This window comes from Mucilaginibacter sp. HD30 (assembly GCF_054061755.1).
Window position 1 is genome coordinate 702,781 of sequence record NZ_JBSSEO010000001.1, and the last position, 16,747, is coordinate 719,527.

Consider the following 16,747-nt stretch of genomic DNA (forward strand, 5'->3'; position numbering starts at 1 on the left):
TTATATGGATTTTTTAAACACTTACTTAATTTACCTTATTCCCGTATTTGGTTTAGTGGGAATCTTATTTATGGCCATAAAATCGGCCTGGGTAACCAAACAAGACGCCGGTAGCGGAGAAATGGCTGAGCTTTCAGGCTACATTGCCGATGGTGCCATGGCTTTTTTAAGAGCCGAATGGAAAATATTAGGCTATTTTGTAGCTGTAGCCGCCATATTATTGGCCTGGAGCGGTACAACAGTTGTTAATTCAAGCCCGGTAATTGCCGTATCATTTATTATTGGCGCGTTCCTTTCTGCTTTTGCAGGATATCTTGGTATGCGTATAGCTACAAAATCAAACGTGCGCACCACACAGGCTGCAAAAACAAGCCTGGCACAAGCGTTAAAAGTTTCTTTTACAGGTGGTACAGTTATGGGCCTTGGCGTAGCTGGTTTGGCTATAATAGGATTGGGCTCATTATTCATATTATTTTACACCATGTATGTTAAAAGCGTTGGCGGCGATGTAAATGGCGAAGCGATGGCTAAAGCATTGGATGTATTGGCCGGGTTTTCTTTAGGTGCAGAATCCATAGCACTTTTTGCACGTGTAGGCGGTGGTATCTATACTAAAGCTGCCGATGTGGGTGCTGACCTTGTAGGCAAAGTAGAAGCGGGTATCCCTGAAGATGATGTGCGTAACCCTGCAACTATTGCCGATAACGTAGGCGATAACGTGGGTGACGTTGCCGGTATGGGGGCTGACTTGTTCGGATCGTACGTAGCTACAATGTTGGCCACAATGGTATTGGGCCGGGAGATCGTATCGCATGACAATATGGGCGGAATAGCACCGATTTTATTACCAATGGTGATAGCCGGTTTAGGTTTAATTTTCTCAATAGTAGGCGCTGCATTTGTCCGCATTAAAAATGAGACCGATAGTGTGCAAAATGCGTTGAACATAGGTAATTGGGCATCAATAGTTTTAACAGCTATTGCAACTTATTTTGTAGTACAATGGATGCTGCCGAATGAAGTCCTTCATCTTAAAAGAGATTTTATAGCCGGAACGGATACGCTAAAACCGGAAGCACTATCTTTTACAAAGAACGGTGTATTTAGCGCTATAGTAGTTGGTTTAGTGGTTGGTACCTTAATGTCAATCATTACTGAGTATTATACCGCCATGGGTAAACGCCCCGTGTTGAGCATTATTAAGCAATCATCAACCGGCCATGCTACTAATATCATTGGTGGTTTGGCAATCGGTATGGAATCAACCGTATTACCTATAATTGTTTTGGCAGGAGGAATATATGGCTCTTACCACTTTGCAGGCTTATACGGTGTTGCTATTGCAGCTGCCGGTATGATGGCTACAACAGCTATGCAATTAGCTATTGACGCTTTTGGCCCTATTGCTGATAACGCAGGTGGTATTGCCGAAATGAGCCAGCTACCTCCCGAAGTTCGTCACCGTACAGACAACCTGGATGCCGTAGGTAACACTACTGCTGCAACAGGTAAAGGTTTCGCTATCGCTTCGGCGGCATTAACTTCCTTGGCACTGTTTGCTGCTTTTGTTGGTGTAGCCGGTATTGAGCATATTGATATTTATAAAGCCGATGTTTTAGCGGGTTTATTTGTGGGGGGTATGATCCCTTTCATCTTCTCTGCACTTTGTATCTCGGCGGTTGGTCGTGCGGCTATGGCAATGGTTGAAGAAGTTCGCCGCCAGTTCCGCGAAATTCCGGGCATTATGGAGTACAAAGCTAAGCCTGAGTACGAAAAATGTGTGGCCATCTCTACAAAAGCTTCTATCCGCGAGATGGTTGCCCCGGGTTTGATAGCACTGATCACACCAATCATCATAGGTTTTGCTTTTGGTCCTGAAGTACTGGGCGGCCTTTTGGCAGGTGTAACCGTATCGGGTGTGTTAATGGGTATTTTCCAAAGCAACGCCGGTGGCGCGTGGGACAATGCAAAAAAATCCTTCGAGAAAGGTGTTGAGATAAACGGCGAGATGCACTACAAAAAATCAGAGCCACACAAAGCATCAGTAACAGGCGATACCGTTGGCGATCCGTTCAAAGATACTTCTGGTCCATCCATGAATATTCTGATCAAATTGATGTCTATCGTATCATTGGTTATTGCACCGCACTTAAACGCCAATAAAGCTACTGTAGCCATAGCAAAACACCAGTTAAATAAACCGGTAGTTGCCGCGCATGTAATTAAAATGGATAAAAAGATATAATAAACCGTTTTTAAAATAAAAAAGGGGAGGCCAAACGGCTTCCCCTTTTTGTTTATAAGCAATACTTAGCTATTGGTAAAGCTTATTTTTCATTAGTTAGGTCGACTCCACTTCGTATCGCATTTTCAAGCACATCAATGTTTATACCTTTTAGCGTTTTAAATTTAATACAATAGCCGGTTACGCTGGCTTTGCCTATTTCTTTCCCAAAGGCTTGGGGCAAGTAGCTTTTATCTTTAATACCCATGACGTAAATAGATATGCCGGTTGTGTTAGCACTCAGACCAATTTGAAAAAACTCCCTCATCTTTCCATCAGCATATTTTATGGTGTATTCGCCGTAGCCTATGTTGGGGTTGGCAACAATTTTGTTTTCGCTGTTTTTACCATCCTCAAACCATAATTTACAACCTGGTAAAACTTTAAGGATGCGTTGGTGCAGCTCCTCCATTTCACTACGTTTTGGCTCAGGTTGGCTAGCGATATAATCTTCTATTTGTTCTTCTACGCTCATAAAAATTACATTACCGACTTGTTTGCTCTTCTCTCTCAAAAGTTAGCTTTATTTTTAAAAATACAATAATTTTAAACAGCTTGGTTAAAATTGTGCGGTACGCGGTTCCCAAACATTTTTTTAGCGAAAAATTAACTATGTTTGAGATAACATTAACTGACTTTTTATTTAAACATGAAGCTATTTATTAAAAAACCACTTGCGCAATTAATGGCCGCTTCCAAGGAGGGGGAAAAAACATTAAAGCGCACACTCGGTGTTGGCTCGCTCATCGCTCTGGGTATTGGTGCTATTATTGGTGCCGGTATTTTTGTTCGAACGGCAGCAGCTGCAGGCCAGCACGCGGGCCCGGCGGTTACCATCTCTTTTTTAATTGCAGCAGCAGGTTGTGCCTTGGCCGGCCTTTGCTATGCTGAGTTTGCCAGTATGATTCCTATTGCCGGTTCGGCCTACACTTACTCATATGCTACTATGGGCGAGTTTATTGCCTGGATAATAGGATGGGACCTTGTATTAGAATATGCATTGGGTGCAGCTACAGTTGCTATCGGTTGGTCGCAGTATTTTAATACCTTTCTCGACACCTTCTTTAACGTCCATATACCCTTTGCGCTCTCCCATTCGCCTTTTGAGGTTTCAACCACCAATACGGGCATGTATGCCAGCGAGCTGGGCACCCATGGAATTGTAAATTTACCTGCTATTTTTATATTGTTGATGCTTACTTTGCTGTTAATAAAAGGTACAGCAGAGTCTGCAGCGGTAAACAATGTAATTGTAATTGTAAAGGTTGCCATCGTATTAATGATTATTGGTTTGGGATGGCACTTTATCAACCCGGCTTTCCATACACCTTATATGATACCTGCTGATGCGGGCATCGTTAAAACAAACACCGGCACAGTAAATTATGCTGATACATTTAACCACGGATGGTGGGGTATATTGCGTGGTGCAAGTGTGGTTTTCTTCGCTTTTATTGGTTTTGATGCTGTATCTACAGCGGCCCAGGAAGCAAAAAATCCTCAGAAAGATATGCCGAAAGGTATTTTGATCTCTTTAGTGTTTTGTACAGTGCTTTATATCCTGTTCTCGCATGTGTTAACCGGATTGGTGTCTTACAAAGACTTTCTGGTTCAAGGCAAAGAGGCTTCTGTTACCTACGCTATACAGACTGCCATGCATGGTTATGGCTGGCTGGGTAAACTGGTTACTATTGCTATTTTAGCTGGCTTCTCATCGGTGATTTTGGTGATGTTACTTGGACAAACCCGGGTTTTCTATACCATGAGTATTGACGGTTTAATCCCACCTGTATTTTCTAAATTACACCCCAAGTTCAGAACGCCCTACAAATCGCAATGGTTGTTTTTTGTGATGGTTTCTATATTCGGAGGCTTTATTCCAGATAGTATAGTTGGCGACATGGTGAGTATAGGTACATTGTTTGCGTTTGTATTGGTATGTCTGGGTATTTTTATTCTGCGCCAAACTGACCCTACAATTGTTCGCCCTTTTAAAACGCCATTCTATTTCATTGTTTGCCCGTTAGGTGCAGTTATATGTTTGTGTATGATGGGCAGCGAGGGGTTAGACAACTGGCTGCGTTTATTTGTATGGATGGGAATAGGAATGATAATTTATTTCACCTACAGCATTAAGCGCTCACACGTGCGCCACGGAAAAGTTGACGGCACTAACGATCCGCCGAATCCAAAATTTGTAGAATAATTTTACAAAGGCTCCCGGTTTATCGGGAGCCTTTCTTGTCTTTGCTGAGTATTTTTGATTTAAACACCTATTATGGAATCATTCGCTTTAAATTTTAGAGAGATACTTTCTGTTACCATGATCCTGTTTGCCATAATTGATATTGTTGGCTCTGTACCGGTAATTATTGAAATGCGGCAGCGCGCGGGCCACGTAGAATCTGAAAAAGCAAGCGTGGCGGTATTGGTGCTCATGATAGCTTTTTTAATGGTAGGCGAGAAGATGCTTGATATTATTGGCTTAGATGTAGCATCGTTTGCTATTGCCGGTTCGCTGGTGATATTTATCATTGCTATGGAAATGATATTGGGCATTCATCTTTTTAAAGCTAATGATAACCTGCCGTCCACATTGTCTATCGTTCCGCTGGCTTTTCCTATAATTGCCGGGGCAGGCACCATGACTACGCTGCTGTCGCTTAAATCGCAATATGCTACCCAAAATATAATAGCGGCTATAATTATAAATACGCTGTTTGTTTACCTGGTGCTTAAAAATGTGAAGTGGATTGAAAGATTACTTGGCGTCGGCGGTATTGAAATCCTGCGTAAAGCTTTTGGGGTTATTCTTTTAGCTATAGCTATTAAGTTGTTCAGAAATAATACCGGCCTATAAAAGTTAGCGTAAAAACTCAAGAGCCAAGAGATAAGGGATCTTAATTCTTAATTCTTAATTCTTGTGTCTTGATTCTCAACGTTACTCCGTCCTCAAACTTTTTACCGGGTTAGCAGACGCCGCTTTCATGGTTTGTACTGCTATCAATACTGTGGTTATAACTAACAGCAATAACACCGAAATCCCAAACGGCATCACATTTAAAGGCGTTTTATAAGCATAAGCATTAAGCCAACTGCTCATCATCCAGTAGGCCAACGGGCAAGAGATAAGGCCGGCCAATGCCACAACGCTCAAAAAGTCTTTCAAAAACAAAACAATTATGTTGCTGACTGATGATCCCAGTACTTTACGTACACCAATTTCGCGGGTTCGTTTTTGAACGCTTAGTGATATTAACCCTAAAACACCCAATAACACAATTACTATAGCCAGGCCGCTTGCCAGATACGATGCCTTTTTCAATTGCAATTCTGTTTTGTAGATCTTGGCCAGCGCATCATCCATAAAATTATATTCAAATGGTGCACCGGGCATAAGCTCTGTCCATTTTGTTTGCAGGGCCGTAAGGTTGGCCTGTGTGTTACCGGGTTTAAGCTTTATTGAAAAATAACGGTACAGGTTGTTTTGATGAACGTTCATAAATGTCATCGGCATAACAGCTCCGGTCATCGGGCCGAACTGAAAATCGGCCACCACGCCGCAGACGGTAAACGTAGGGTTGTTTTGGGCATTAAATTGTTTGCCTATGGCATCCTTTGGGTATTTAAAACCGAGCGCTTTTGATTGCGTTTCGTTGATCACCACCAGGGCAGAGTCAGGTTGCACATATTCTGGTTTAAAAAATTCACCTGCTTTTAGGGGTATATTGTAGGTTTTAGCATATTGGTTATCGCTTATCATTAATTGCGATGCAAATGCCTGTTCAACGTTATCTTCGGCTTTATACGTTTGCAAATAGCCACTGTTGCTGCCATCAGGTATCTCCCACGACAGCGATACAGACTCTACCTGGTTTAATTGCGAGAGCCTGTAACGAATGTCCTCCATTTTCTGCACTCCGGCTTTCGACCAATTGCGGGGCAGCTGAGCGTATACCACATACTCTTTATCAAACCCAAGGTTTTTGCCGAAGAAAAGATCGATCTGCTTTGAAATAACTATAGCGGCTATCAGCGCAACCGCTGCTGTTGTAAATTGAAACATGATCAATGCCTTCCTGAAGAAAACGTTGTCTTTTACGCGGTCGCGTTTACCTTTTAACGAATCGACAGATTTTAAGGATGATAATACCATTGCAGGGTATAAACCCGCTACAAGGCCAATCACCAGTGCAAATAGTATAAGGCCCAAATAGAAATAATAAGGGAATGATAATACGCCGGTCATCTCGGTAAACAACAGGTTTGCAAAAAAAGGTTTGGTAAGTACATATATTCCGGGCGCTAACAGCGTAGCAATCAATACCATCAGCACCGACTCAGTTAAAAACTGACCTATAAGTTGCTGCCTTAAACCACCCAATACTTTGCGGATACCCATCTCTTTCATACGCTCTGCCGAGCGGCTGATGCAAATATTTATAAAGTTGATAACAGCCATCAGCAGAATAAATAAAGCGATGCAGGTAAGCGTAAAAAGCGTTTTTTTTACTACCGGGGCATCCTGATAAAAGCGCTGAATATTAACCAGATAAGGGTCAAGATTTGCTGCAATTTGCGCAGGTGCATTCGCTTTTATAAGCATCTTCATCGGCATTGCAAGATCCTGCGGTTTAACCCCCTGTTTCAACTCTACTAAACCAACAATGCCGGTATTGGCCCAGTTGTCAAGATCGCGCCCCAAAAAATTTACAGCTAATGCCGGTAAAAAGAAGGTGCTGTTACTTTGTTCAATTACATTGGTTACTGAGTTTTTGCTGTATTTAGCCAATACGCCGGTTACCACAAAGTCGTGCTTATCGCCCTTAAAACTTTCTATGGTAAGCGTTTGGCCAACGCAATCTGTTGTGCCAAAATATTTTATTGCCTTTTCTGCGGTTATCACAACAGAAAACGGGTCGTTTAAAGCCGTAGTAGCATCGCCATGCAAAAGTTTAAAACCATACATGTTTATAAACGAGCTATCGCCAACCTGCAGGCTTTCGCGAAAAGCCTTGCCGCCTTTTGAAACGTTAGAGGTTACGCCATCCCAATGGTAATAATTGGCAACCAGGTGCGGGTAATTTTGTTTTAAAGCCCGTGGCAATCCGGCAGGTGTCGCAAAATCATAACCCAGGCCCGCTTGTTTCCAGCGGCTTTTTATAATATATTGATTATTGGCGTTTCTTAATTGGCCGTTAACTGTAGATTCCTGCCATACATATACAGCTATAACCAGCGTAAACGAAATACCTATGGAAAGGCCAAATATATTAATGAGCGAGAAGAATTTATGTTTCCATATGTTTCTCCAGGCAAGAGTTAAGTAATTTTGCAGCATAAGGTACGCGTTATTTACACGCTAAAATAAAGCCTAACGTGCAGATAATAAAAAGATTAACATTTTTTAACTTTTGGTACGATCAGGATAGATAAGTGATGGCCGGAAAAAAAACTAACAATGCAGCCTTATAATGGTGAGGTGATTCATCAGCTGTTTTATTACTTCTTTTTGCTATAATTGGATAGAAATAAAAGCCTTATCACAGTAATGATTAAGTACGTTTTAGGATTATTGTTTTTTTGGAGCTGTGCAGCATTCGGCCAGACGTTTTATGTTGGCACCAATATGGGTCAACTTAAACGAGTTACAATAAATGGCAACAATGCAACTTATCAGGACATAGCAACATGCCCCGATCTATCTATGGGATCTATGGCCATCCATAAAAATGTATTGTATACTGCAAACGGCTATGTACAATATCAGGCTACTATCTCTGGCAATACATTAATCAACTGCAGCCCGATCTCAAATATACCGCTTTCAAATGCCCTTACCATTGACAAGGAGGGTAACTTATATTCTGTAAACGGACATTATTTATACAAAACCGATCAGAATAGAGTAACCACTCTACTTGGAGAAATGCCTTTTACTTCAGCAGGCGATCTGGCTTTTTTTAACGGCGTTTTATATATGGCGTCTCCAGCAGGGATTGTTGAAATAAATTTAAGCGACACCCAGTTAAGTAAACTTACAATACCAAGTAATCTTATAATTTTTAGCATAACCACTGCAGCATATAGCAGTACGCAAAATAAGTTGTACGCCATGGCTGTGAACAACAATGTAACCAGCATTTACGAAGTTGACATACCTAATAAAACTCTTGGAAGCATTATCGCTACCTTGCCTTTTCAAAGTGACGACGCTGCAAGCGATGCCGAGGATGGAACGCTGCAGCCAATTGCAATCAGAACGGTACAAACCGTTAGCGACTGTCCGTACACTGGTAGGGGCACCGTACAGATTATTTGCGACAACGCATTGATTGACTATAGCTACACGCTAAACGGTATAACCAACAACACAGGTGTTTTTAACAATGTTCCGGCCGGTGCTTATACTGCCACGATAAAATCTCCCGGTGAAACTGTCACAAGTCCTATAGCAGTGAACTATGTTGTTGAAAAACCAACTTTAACCATTACACAAAATAATCCTCTATGTGCAGAAAAAGGCAGAATTAAAATAGCAGCCCTACCTGGCGATAATCTTTATAAAATTCAATACAACGGTAATCTTTACAATTTAGGCCAAACCTTCACAGATCTGGCTGCCGGAAACTATCATTTTTCAATATTAAACCAAAGTGGTTGCGAGGTTGATAAAATTGATTTGGTTTTAACCCAGCCGCCATGTCCGGTAACCATCTCACAAATATTAATAAACGAAGAGTGTAATTCGCCGGGAAAAGGCAGGCTTCAATTAACAACAACTGTAACCAATGATGTTTATACTTATACTTTGGGAGCTTCTGTTAATAATATAGGCTTATTTACAAATCTTGATCCGGCCAACTACAACATTCATATAGCATCGTCAAATGGCCAGTTTAAAGATATACAGGTTGTAGTGCCCGACTATAATGCTGCTAAACCTATTATATCAACTGTTGCAACCAATGTTCAATGTGATGTATTGGGTACCATATCATTTACATTGCCTGTTGCTGATTTTGCTTCTTACACAGTTAAATACTTATCTTCAACATTCCCTTTGGCTCATATGTTTACCGGTTTTGTAGCCGGCACTTATCAGTTTAGCATATATAAACCCGATGGTTGCCTTTTTGCTGTTAAAGAGGTTGTACTGATAAAAAATCAATGCGCTATACAATACAGCGCAACAGATATTGCCGAGGAATGCAACAATCCCGGCAAGGGGGTAATTAATGTCAAAACGCTGCCGCATACAGACATTTATAACTATTCATTAGATGCTAATCTGACCAGCAATACAGGTGTTTTCAACAATATTATAGCTGGAGATCATGTTTTGAAAATTACCAATGCTGATGGCGAAAAAATAATTACAGTAACGGTACCGGATTATAATGCCACAAAACCATCGGTACAATTTGAAGTAAACAACTTATTATGCGATGCCTCAGCAAGTGTTAAATTTGTAATTTCCGACGGAAAAGAAGGTCCTTATAAAATTAAGTTTAGCACTAATATTTATGCTTTTGACCATATTTTTTCCGTCACAATTGCAGGAAGCTATCATTTTGAAATTATAAAGCCCGATGGTTGCGTACTAAAAAAAATTGACGTCCCGGTTAGCAGAAGTAAATGTGAAATAGAACTTTTAGCCCCAGCCATTGAGCAAGAGTGCGACGTTATTTTTAAGGGCCATGTACAGATTAACAGCAAGCCGCATACCTACGCCTACACATATAAACTGAGTAGCGGCGGTGTAAATAATGATGGGTTGTTTACCAACTTAAGTCCAGGGAATTATAGCGTAACAGTCTCATCTATTGAAGATAGCAAACAATTTGATATTACTATTCCTGATTATAAGGCATTATCGCCTGCCGTTTCTATAAGTAAAGCAGATGCCGAATGCGATTTGCAGGGACTTGTTAAATTCAATATTTCGGCTAATAGTAATGGGTATATAATTAAACTGCATAACTCCATTTTTCCCTTTGATCATCAATTTAAATTAAATGAGGGGGGATATGACTTTGTTGTATTTAAGCCCAATGGCTGCATTTTTGATTCTTATCATATTGATGTAGCGAAATTGCCATGCGATGTAATGAAATTGCCCTCAGCATTTACACCAAACGGCGATGGAATTAATGATATTTTTGAACCTAATCAAGGCAGTGATGCTGTTAACTATAATTTAAAAATTTATAGCAGAAACGGCATGTTGCTATTTAACTCAAATGCTTTGCAAAATGGTTGGCGGGGAGAACAAAATGGCAAAGCTGTTGCTGCAGGTGTATATTACTGGATGGTTACTTACACCAATAATACTGGGAAAAATTTAAGTAAAAGTGGTTCTGTAACGCTGCTCAGGTAATTAACCTTGCCACAAACATGGTATCCGCCTTGTCCTCATATCCTTTTAAGACTTTCATTTCTTCCAGCTTTAAACCTTTTTCTGTTATCAAATAATTAACAACATCTTCGTTTTCGGCCTTAAAAGCAGAGCAGGTGATATAAATAAGTGGCTTGCCGGGTTTAAGGTATTTTATAACATTGGCCGCTATGGTCCTTTGCAGGCGGTGAAAGAATTCAATTTTATGGGTATCAAATTGAGCTATCATTTCGGGCGTTCTGCCCCAGGTGCCCGAGCCGCTGCAAGGAGCGTCCAAAATAATACCGTCAAAGGCGTAATTGTATAATTCCTGATCCACGTTTTGCATCAGGTCCAATTGCTTTTTTTGATATTTTAACAAGCCCGCCGACCGGAAACGCTCATCCAGATTAGCTAAGATCGATTCTCTGATATCTGACACCACTAACCTTAAATTGGGTTCTAAACCATGCAACAAAAGAGATTTACCACCAGATGCTGCGCAGGCGTCCCACCATGCATCCCATTTGTGTGGTTTAAAGTAATTAGCTGTTTGTTGTGATGATTTGTCCTGCACCTCATACCAGCGAGGGTTGGATATAACCGACTCAAGCCGGGTGCCGTTGGGTAAAGCCAAACAGCCATTACCTTCATCTCTAAAAATTATGGAAGCATTACCCAGTTCCGCCTTAACCAAATGCTCAAAGCCCGGATTTACCCTGATAAAAAGGTCGGGCTGTATAAAAAAAGACCTTAAAAACGCTTCGCGGTCAATTCCCTCAGAAAGATCATTAACCCAGGGGAAAACATCTGTCAAATTAAACGTAGGGTATGTTTTTTTTAGCAGATCTATCTTCTCGTCAATATCAAAATTAACACAAGCAGCCCAGTCGGGCTTAAAATGCTGAAGGAAAGAGTTGGTTTGCGTGTTGCATAGAAATTCAGCTACTACAATGCGTTCGTCGGCAGGGAAATCGCTTAAAGCCCGGCCTAATCTAAAGTAATTGTAAATAAGTCTGCCTGCCACACGCCGGTCTGTCGACCCCATTTGCTTATTCAGCCGGTAAAAGCCGGGTAAAAATTTGCTTAAAGGCGTCTCTGCCGGATATTCATCCACAATCCGCTGAAACGTTTTAAGCTGGTTTATTGCCTTCATTCTACCTTTTTTAAATCGAAATTGGCGTAAGTTAACACATCTACAGCGGTGTTTACCCATCCCACATAAGGTAGTCGCACAAAATTAAAGTTGTTGTGAATACCTGTTAACCGGTTTTTCTCCAAATCGGGTTTTATATTTTCCGAAGCGCTGTTGGCAAGCAACTTACCAAAATACATGCCTTCGTCAAATCCTTTTATCGAATATTCCGATGGTTCGATTTTGTATACCCTGCGATAGTTACGTAGAAAGCTTAAAGTTGACGTGGCCTTGTAGTTTACCCTGTCTGAACTGGTAATGTGCGTTTTAAGGCGTTGCAGCAGATCTATTTTTAAGAAGGTATATTTTTCCCAGTTAGGGTGCCCAAATAATATTACAGGGTATTTGGTGCTCAAATCATCAAGCGCATGTAGTGTCACCATTAAAAACTGCTGATTGGTTGAAGGTACAATAAATACATTCTCTGTTGTTGCTGAAAGGCGAGGGATAATAGCGCCCAGGTCGCCTTTTGAAACAATAATTTCGGTAAACTGGACTGTTTTTTTTGTGAGACTATCTACCGATCTTTTGAAATAACCAAGATATTCCTTGTCTGCCGTGGAGCCCGAATTTAAAATAAATATCCTCTTGGCCTTTATTTTGCCGGTGGCATATCGTGCAGCTGCTAAAGCATGATATTGTAAAGGTGGAGCAACAGTTATTAGATTTTGATTGCTGATAGATGACGGAGCGGCGGGAGACAGAGGCGAAACTATGGGATTGCGCTGCCCTGTCAATACACCCGCGAAGGTCTTCATATCATCAGGAAATACCGGGCCCACAATCAGATCGCTTGCCCGCACCTGCGAATTATAGGCCAATGCATGCGCCTGGCTCGCTTGTCCCTGCGAATCAAAAACGTAAAGCTGATAATTATAACCAAATGAGGTAAGCGAATCAAGCGCCATTTTAAAGCCCTGATAAAAATCAACAGATAGGTTGGCCTGTTTAAGTCCATCATTTGTGTAGCCGGAACTTAAATTGTTTAGCGCAAAAGGTAATATCAACGAAATCACACTTGTTTTCGCGGGTGGCGTGACAACGGGTTTGGGTTGTTCCTTAACTATCTCGGGCTTTTTTTCAGTTTCTGTTTTTACTGATGGGGCCGGGGGCTGCACTTTTGGAGAACATGCACCCAGCCCAATCACCATTAAAAACAACCATAACCATTTATTCCCACTCAATTGTAGCAGGTGGTTTTGAACTGATATCATATACTACCCGGTTAATTCCTTTTACGTTGTTAATAATCTCGTTAGAGATTTTAGCCAGCACATCATACGGTAAATGGCACCAATCGGCCGTCATTCCATCTAACGATTCAACCGCGCGCAAACAAACTACGTTTTCGTAGGTACGCTCATCGCCCATAACACCAACAGATTGCACAGGCAAAAAGATGGTTCCGGCTTGCCAAACCTTATCATAAAGACCAGAAGCGCGTAAATTGTTTATATAAATCGCATCAGCTTCTTGTAAAATAGCAACTTTTTCCGGTGTAACCTCACCTAATATCCTGATTGCCAACCCAGGGCCCGGGAAAGGGTGACGACCTAAAATATTTGTGTCAATATTTAAAGCCTTCCCTACGCGGCGTACCTCGTCTTTAAACAACGTATTTAAAGGTTCAACAACCTTAAGTTTCATAAAATCTGGCAAGCCGCCAACGTTATGATGCGATTTGATAGTGGCCGATGGTCCCTTTACTGATAGCGACTCAATAACATCCGGATAAATGGTGCCTTGTCCTAACCATTTAACATCCTGCACCTCGTGCGCTGCATCATCAAATACTTCAATAAACACGCGGCCAATGGCTTTACGTTTCTTTTCAGGGTCGCTTATACCTTGCAGGGCATCATAAAAGCGTTGTTTGGCATCAATGCCCTTAATATTAAGGCCCATATGCTGATAAGAATCTAATACCGATTGGTATTCATCTTTGCGCAGCAAGCCATTATCAACAAATATGCAATGCAGGTTTTTGCCAATAGCGTGGTGCAGTAATACCGCCGCTACAGACGAATCTACTCCGCCTGATAATCCTAACACCACTTTATCATTGCCCAGTTTTTCACGAAGTCCAGCGATTGTAGTTTCAATAAATGAGTCTGAGGTCCAGTCCTGAGCGCAACCGCAAATGTCAACCAAAAAGTTTTCCAACAGTTGTCTTCCGTCAATACTGTGGGTAACTTCAGGGTGAAACTGTATGCCATAAGTGTGCGTACCGCTTATTTGATAAGCCGCAACGCGAACGCTGTCCGTACTGGCAATAACCTCAAAGTTATCAGCTATTTTGGCGATTGTATCACCGTGCGACATCCAAACTTGTGAGCCCGGATAGATCTGTTTAAATAAAGGATTAGCGTTTTCAATAAACTGCAAGTGCGCGCGGCCATACTCGCGGGTGCTTGATGGCAAAACTTCGCCACCGTTAAAATGTGCAACATACTGCGCGCCGTAACAGATAGCTAAAATAGGCAACTGACCATGATATTTGGCAAAGTCAAAGTGCAATGCATCTTCTTGGCGCACCGAATAGGGGCTGCCCGAAAGGATGATGCCTTTGGTATCGTCGTCAATTTCTGGAATGTGATTAAAGGGATGAATCTCGCAGTAGATGTTGAGTTCTCTGACACGGCGTGCAATTAGCTGAGTAAATTGAGAGCCGAAGTCAAGAATGAGGATTTTTTCTTGCATGGGCAAAGATAGGATTTTTTAAGGATTTTGGATTTCGAATTTTCGATTTCCAATACAAAATCTTTAATAGCATGGCGGGTAAGTTTTCAAATAGCGATGGGTTTCAAACCCATCGCTATTTGAAAACACGATCTTTCTGCAATTGCCAATTTTTACTACCTTTGCTACCCATTAAAAATAAAGAAAAAGCTAACATCATACTATGAGCAAAGCAATTATAAAAACTGAAAAAGGCGATATGACAGTTGAGTTTTACGATACTGACGCCCCTAACACAGTAGCAAATTTTAAAAAACTTGCGAAAGAAGGATTTTACAACGGATTATCTTTTCACCGTGTTATTCCAAACTTTATGGTGCAAGGTGGATGCCCGTTCTCTAAGGATGCTGCAACCGCCTATAAAGCAGGCAGCGGCGGCCCGGGTTATCATATAGATTGCGAGCTTACCGGAGAACTGCAACATCATGATCGTGGTGTACTGTCAATGGCACATGCCGGCCGTAATACAGGCGGTTCACAATTCTTTATTTGCCACAGCCGTAATAATACTGCTCACTTAGACAGAAACCACACTTGCTTTGGTAAGGTTATTGAGAATGTTGATGTGGTAGACGACCTTAGGCAGGGAGATAAAATAACCAGTATTGAAATCACAGAAGAATAGTATTCTAAGCATATGAATTTACAGGCAATTGTAGCGGTATCAGGTAAGCCGGGGTTATGGAAGGCTTTAGTGCAAAATAAAACTGGTTTTATTTTGGAAAGCCTTGATGCGCAAAAAACCAAGATGGTGGCTAACCTTTCAACAGCTAAAATGGCTGCTTTGGATGAGATAACCGTTTTTGGTGACAATGACGATATTAAGCTAACCGATATTTTTGAGCGAATTAAAAGCGCCGCTAAAGTGCCGGAAGCGAAGGCTGACGGAAAAACCTTAAGGGTTTTTTTCAGGGAAGTTGCGCCAGACCATGATGAAGAACGGGTTTATTCTTCCGATATAAAAAAGATCATTACCTGGTACTATATACTTAAAGATCTGCCGTTGTTTAACGAGGCGGCTCAGCAACCGGTTGCTGAAGAGGCAGTAACAGAAGAAACTCCGGTTGCAGAGGTATCTGCTGTAGCAGAAACTCCTGTAACAGCTAAAGCCGATACGCCTGAGGGAGAAAAAGCACCAAAAGCTAAGAAAGCTGCTGCAAAAAAAGCGTAGTTAAAACATACTTGACAAAAAGCCTCCGATAGTTCGGAGGCTTTTTTGTTATGGGTAGTAAATATCAGCAGTCCTGCTCGTGGCATTTTTCATCGACAAACTCAGGCTCAAAAGTGCTGTGACTTATATTCAAGTGTTGCAACCGGTGCCGCAGATCATGTTTTATCGCATCAAATGTATGTAAACTGTCTTTCGATACCACTACATGGGCGGTTAGCGCATTCTGCGTTGTGCTTATTGCCCAAACATGCATATGGTGCACATCAACTATATTGGTGTTTTTAAGCAGTTCTACTTTTACCTTTTCCAGGTCTATGTCGCGCGGTACGCCGTCCATTTCTAATCTCAGGCTATCCTTAAACAGCCCCCAGGTTCCACGCAAAATTACTATGCCTATTATTATACTCACAACGCTGTCAATCCACCAAAGGCCTGTAATCCATATTATAATTCCTGATATCACCACACCTAATGATACCATTGCATCAACAGCCATATGCATGTAGGCACCTTTGATATTAAGGTCCTTATCTTTATCTTTTATAAACAGCCATGCAGTAAATCCGTTTATGGCTATTCCTATCAGGGCAACCCATACCATTGCTTCTCCCGAAATTGGTTCCGGGTGCATAAGCCGAACAATGGCCTCATAGAAAATCACCAAAACCGTTGCGACCAAAATAAAAGCGTTAAAAAACGACACTAAAATTGTAGCTCTTTTATAACCGTAAGTATACAACTTGGTGGCGCCAATCTTAGCCATTTTAAAGGCAAGCAGTGCCAATGCTAAACTGGCAACATCACTTAAATTATGGCCCGCGTCAGTTAACAGTGAAAGTGAGCCGGTTATAAAGCCTGCTGCAGCCTCCACTATCACAAAGAGAGAATTAAGTACTATGCCCCAAATAAAAGCCTTATTAATATGGTCAAGCTTTGGGGTATGGTCATGGTGATGATGAGAATGATCGTGGCTCATAGAAA

12 protein-coding genes are annotated in these 16,747 nt (G+C 41.4%); 6 read left to right on the top strand and 6 right to left on the bottom strand.

What is annotated here, in order from left to right; genetic code table 11:
* Window positions 1–4: 4 nt before the first annotated feature.
* Entirely contained in the window at window positions 5–2,245 is a 2,241-nt protein-coding gene (locus ACVW2L_RS03365; RefSeq protein ID WP_457126542.1) for a sodium-translocating pyrophosphatase, read from the top strand.
* Between the two features lie 82 nt (window positions 2,246–2,327).
* Here ACVW2L_RS03365 and ACVW2L_RS03370 read toward each other — a convergent pair whose 3' ends face one another.
* Window positions 2,328–2,759, bottom strand: a complete 432-nt coding sequence (locus ACVW2L_RS03370; RefSeq protein ID WP_457126543.1) for a DUF1801 domain-containing protein — start codon at window positions 2,757–2,759, stop codon at window positions 2,328–2,330.
* A 174-nt stretch (window positions 2,760–2,933) separates the two neighbouring features.
* Here ACVW2L_RS03370 and ACVW2L_RS03375 point away from each other — a divergent pair, with 174 nt between their 5' ends.
* Together ACVW2L_RS03375 and ACVW2L_RS03380 are read left to right on the top strand one after the other, a co-directional pair.
* Window positions 2,934–4,490, top strand: a complete 1,557-nt coding sequence (locus ACVW2L_RS03375) for an amino acid permease (RefSeq protein ID WP_457126544.1) — start codon at window positions 2,934–2,936, stop codon at window positions 4,488–4,490.
* Window positions 4,491–4,562: 72 nt separating this feature from the next.
* Complete coding sequence (locus tag ACVW2L_RS03380; protein WP_457126545.1) at window positions 4,563–5,144, top strand: MarC family protein; 582 nt, start codon at window positions 4,563–4,565, stop codon at window positions 5,142–5,144.
* 81 nt (window positions 5,145–5,225) lie between these two features.
* On the opposite strand, the gene ACVW2L_RS03385 is transcribed toward ACVW2L_RS03380, so the two are convergent.
* Window positions 5,226–7,625: an ABC transporter permease gene (locus ACVW2L_RS03385; RefSeq protein WP_457126546.1), complete on the bottom strand. Its 2,400-nt coding sequence runs from the start codon at window positions 7,623–7,625 to the stop codon at window positions 5,226–5,228.
* Window positions 7,626–7,835: 210 nt separating this feature from the next.
* Between ACVW2L_RS03385 and ACVW2L_RS03390 the strand changes: the two genes are divergently transcribed.
* Window positions 7,836–10,664: a gliding motility-associated C-terminal domain-containing protein gene (locus ACVW2L_RS03390; RefSeq protein WP_457126547.1), complete on the top strand. Its 2,829-nt coding sequence runs from the start codon at window positions 7,836–7,838 to the stop codon at window positions 10,662–10,664.
* On the opposite strand, the gene ACVW2L_RS03395 is transcribed toward ACVW2L_RS03390, so the two are convergent.
* From ACVW2L_RS03395 to guaA, 3 genes are read right to left on the bottom strand one after another with little or no spacing between them, the layout of a single operon-like run.
* Complete coding sequence (locus ACVW2L_RS03395) at window positions 10,657–11,817, bottom strand: RsmB/NOP family class I SAM-dependent RNA methyltransferase (protein WP_457126548.1); 1,161 nt, start codon at window positions 11,815–11,817, stop codon at window positions 10,657–10,659. The genes ACVW2L_RS03390 and ACVW2L_RS03395 overlap by 8 nt on opposite strands.
* Entirely contained in the window at window positions 11,814–13,070 is a 1,257-nt protein-coding gene (locus ACVW2L_RS03400) for an ABC transporter substrate-binding protein (RefSeq protein ID WP_457126549.1), read from the bottom strand. Before ACVW2L_RS03400 ends, ACVW2L_RS03395 begins: the two co-directional genes overlap by 4 nt.
* Window positions 13,027–14,556 carry a glutamine-hydrolyzing GMP synthase gene (gene guaA / locus ACVW2L_RS03405; protein WP_457126550.1) on the bottom strand — a complete coding sequence of 510 codons (1,530 nt, stop codon included), beginning with the start codon at window positions 14,554–14,556 and terminating at the stop codon, window positions 13,027–13,029. The genes ACVW2L_RS03400 and guaA overlap by 44 nt, the downstream gene beginning before the upstream one ends.
* 202 nt (window positions 14,557–14,758) lie before the next feature.
* On the opposite strand from guaA, the gene ACVW2L_RS03410 reads away from it, so the two are divergent.
* The gene (locus ACVW2L_RS03410; RefSeq protein WP_457126551.1) at window positions 14,759–15,220 is read left to right on the top strand and encodes a peptidylprolyl isomerase; all 462 of its coding nucleotides are present in this window, start codon (window positions 14,759–14,761) and stop codon (window positions 15,218–15,220) included.
* 12 nt (window positions 15,221–15,232) lie between these two features.
* Window positions 15,233–15,766 carry a DUF5606 family protein gene (locus ACVW2L_RS03415; protein ID WP_457126552.1) on the top strand — a complete coding sequence of 178 codons (534 nt, stop codon included), beginning with the start codon at window positions 15,233–15,235 and terminating at the stop codon, window positions 15,764–15,766.
* Between the two features lie 64 nt (window positions 15,767–15,830).
* On the opposite strand, the gene ACVW2L_RS03420 is transcribed toward ACVW2L_RS03415, so the two are convergent.
* Complete coding sequence (locus ACVW2L_RS03420) at window positions 15,831–16,742, bottom strand: cation diffusion facilitator family transporter (RefSeq protein ID WP_457126553.1); 912 nt, start codon at window positions 16,740–16,742, stop codon at window positions 15,831–15,833.
* Window positions 16,743–16,747 lie beyond the last annotated feature (5 nt).

Coding starts and splice junctions, on each gene's coding strand:
- ACVW2L_RS03365 (WP_457126542.1), top strand. CDS start 5: ATGGATTTTTTAAACACTTACTTAATTTACCTTATTCCCGTATTTGGT.
- ACVW2L_RS03370 (WP_457126543.1), bottom strand. CDS start 2,759: ATGAGCGTAGAAGAACAAATAGAAGATTATATCGCTAGCCAACCTGAG.
- ACVW2L_RS03375 (WP_457126544.1), top strand. CDS start 2,934: ATGAAGCTATTTATTAAAAAACCACTTGCGCAATTAATGGCCGCTTCC.
- ACVW2L_RS03380 (WP_457126545.1), top strand. CDS start 4,563: ATGGAATCATTCGCTTTAAATTTTAGAGAGATACTTTCTGTTACCATG.
- ACVW2L_RS03385 (WP_457126546.1), bottom strand. CDS start 7,625: ATGCTGCAAAATTACTTAACTCTTGCCTGGAGAAACATATGGAAACAT.
- ACVW2L_RS03390 (WP_457126547.1), top strand. CDS start 7,836: ATGATTAAGTACGTTTTAGGATTATTGTTTTTTTGGAGCTGTGCAGCA.
- ACVW2L_RS03395 (WP_457126548.1), bottom strand. CDS start 11,817: ATGAAGGCAATAAACCAGCTTAAAACGTTTCAGCGGATTGTGGATGAA.
- ACVW2L_RS03400 (WP_457126549.1), bottom strand. CDS start 13,070: ATGATATCAGTTCAAAACCACCTGCTACAATTGAGTGGGAATAAATGG.
- guaA (WP_457126550.1), bottom strand. CDS start 14,556: ATGCAAGAAAAAATCCTCATTCTTGACTTCGGCTCTCAATTTACTCAG.
- ACVW2L_RS03410 (WP_457126551.1), top strand. CDS start 14,759: ATGAGCAAAGCAATTATAAAAACTGAAAAAGGCGATATGACAGTTGAG.
- ACVW2L_RS03415 (WP_457126552.1), top strand. CDS start 15,233: ATGAATTTACAGGCAATTGTAGCGGTATCAGGTAAGCCGGGGTTATGG.
- ACVW2L_RS03420 (WP_457126553.1), bottom strand. CDS start 16,742: ATGAGCCACGATCATTCTCATCATCACCATGACCATACCCCAAAGCTT.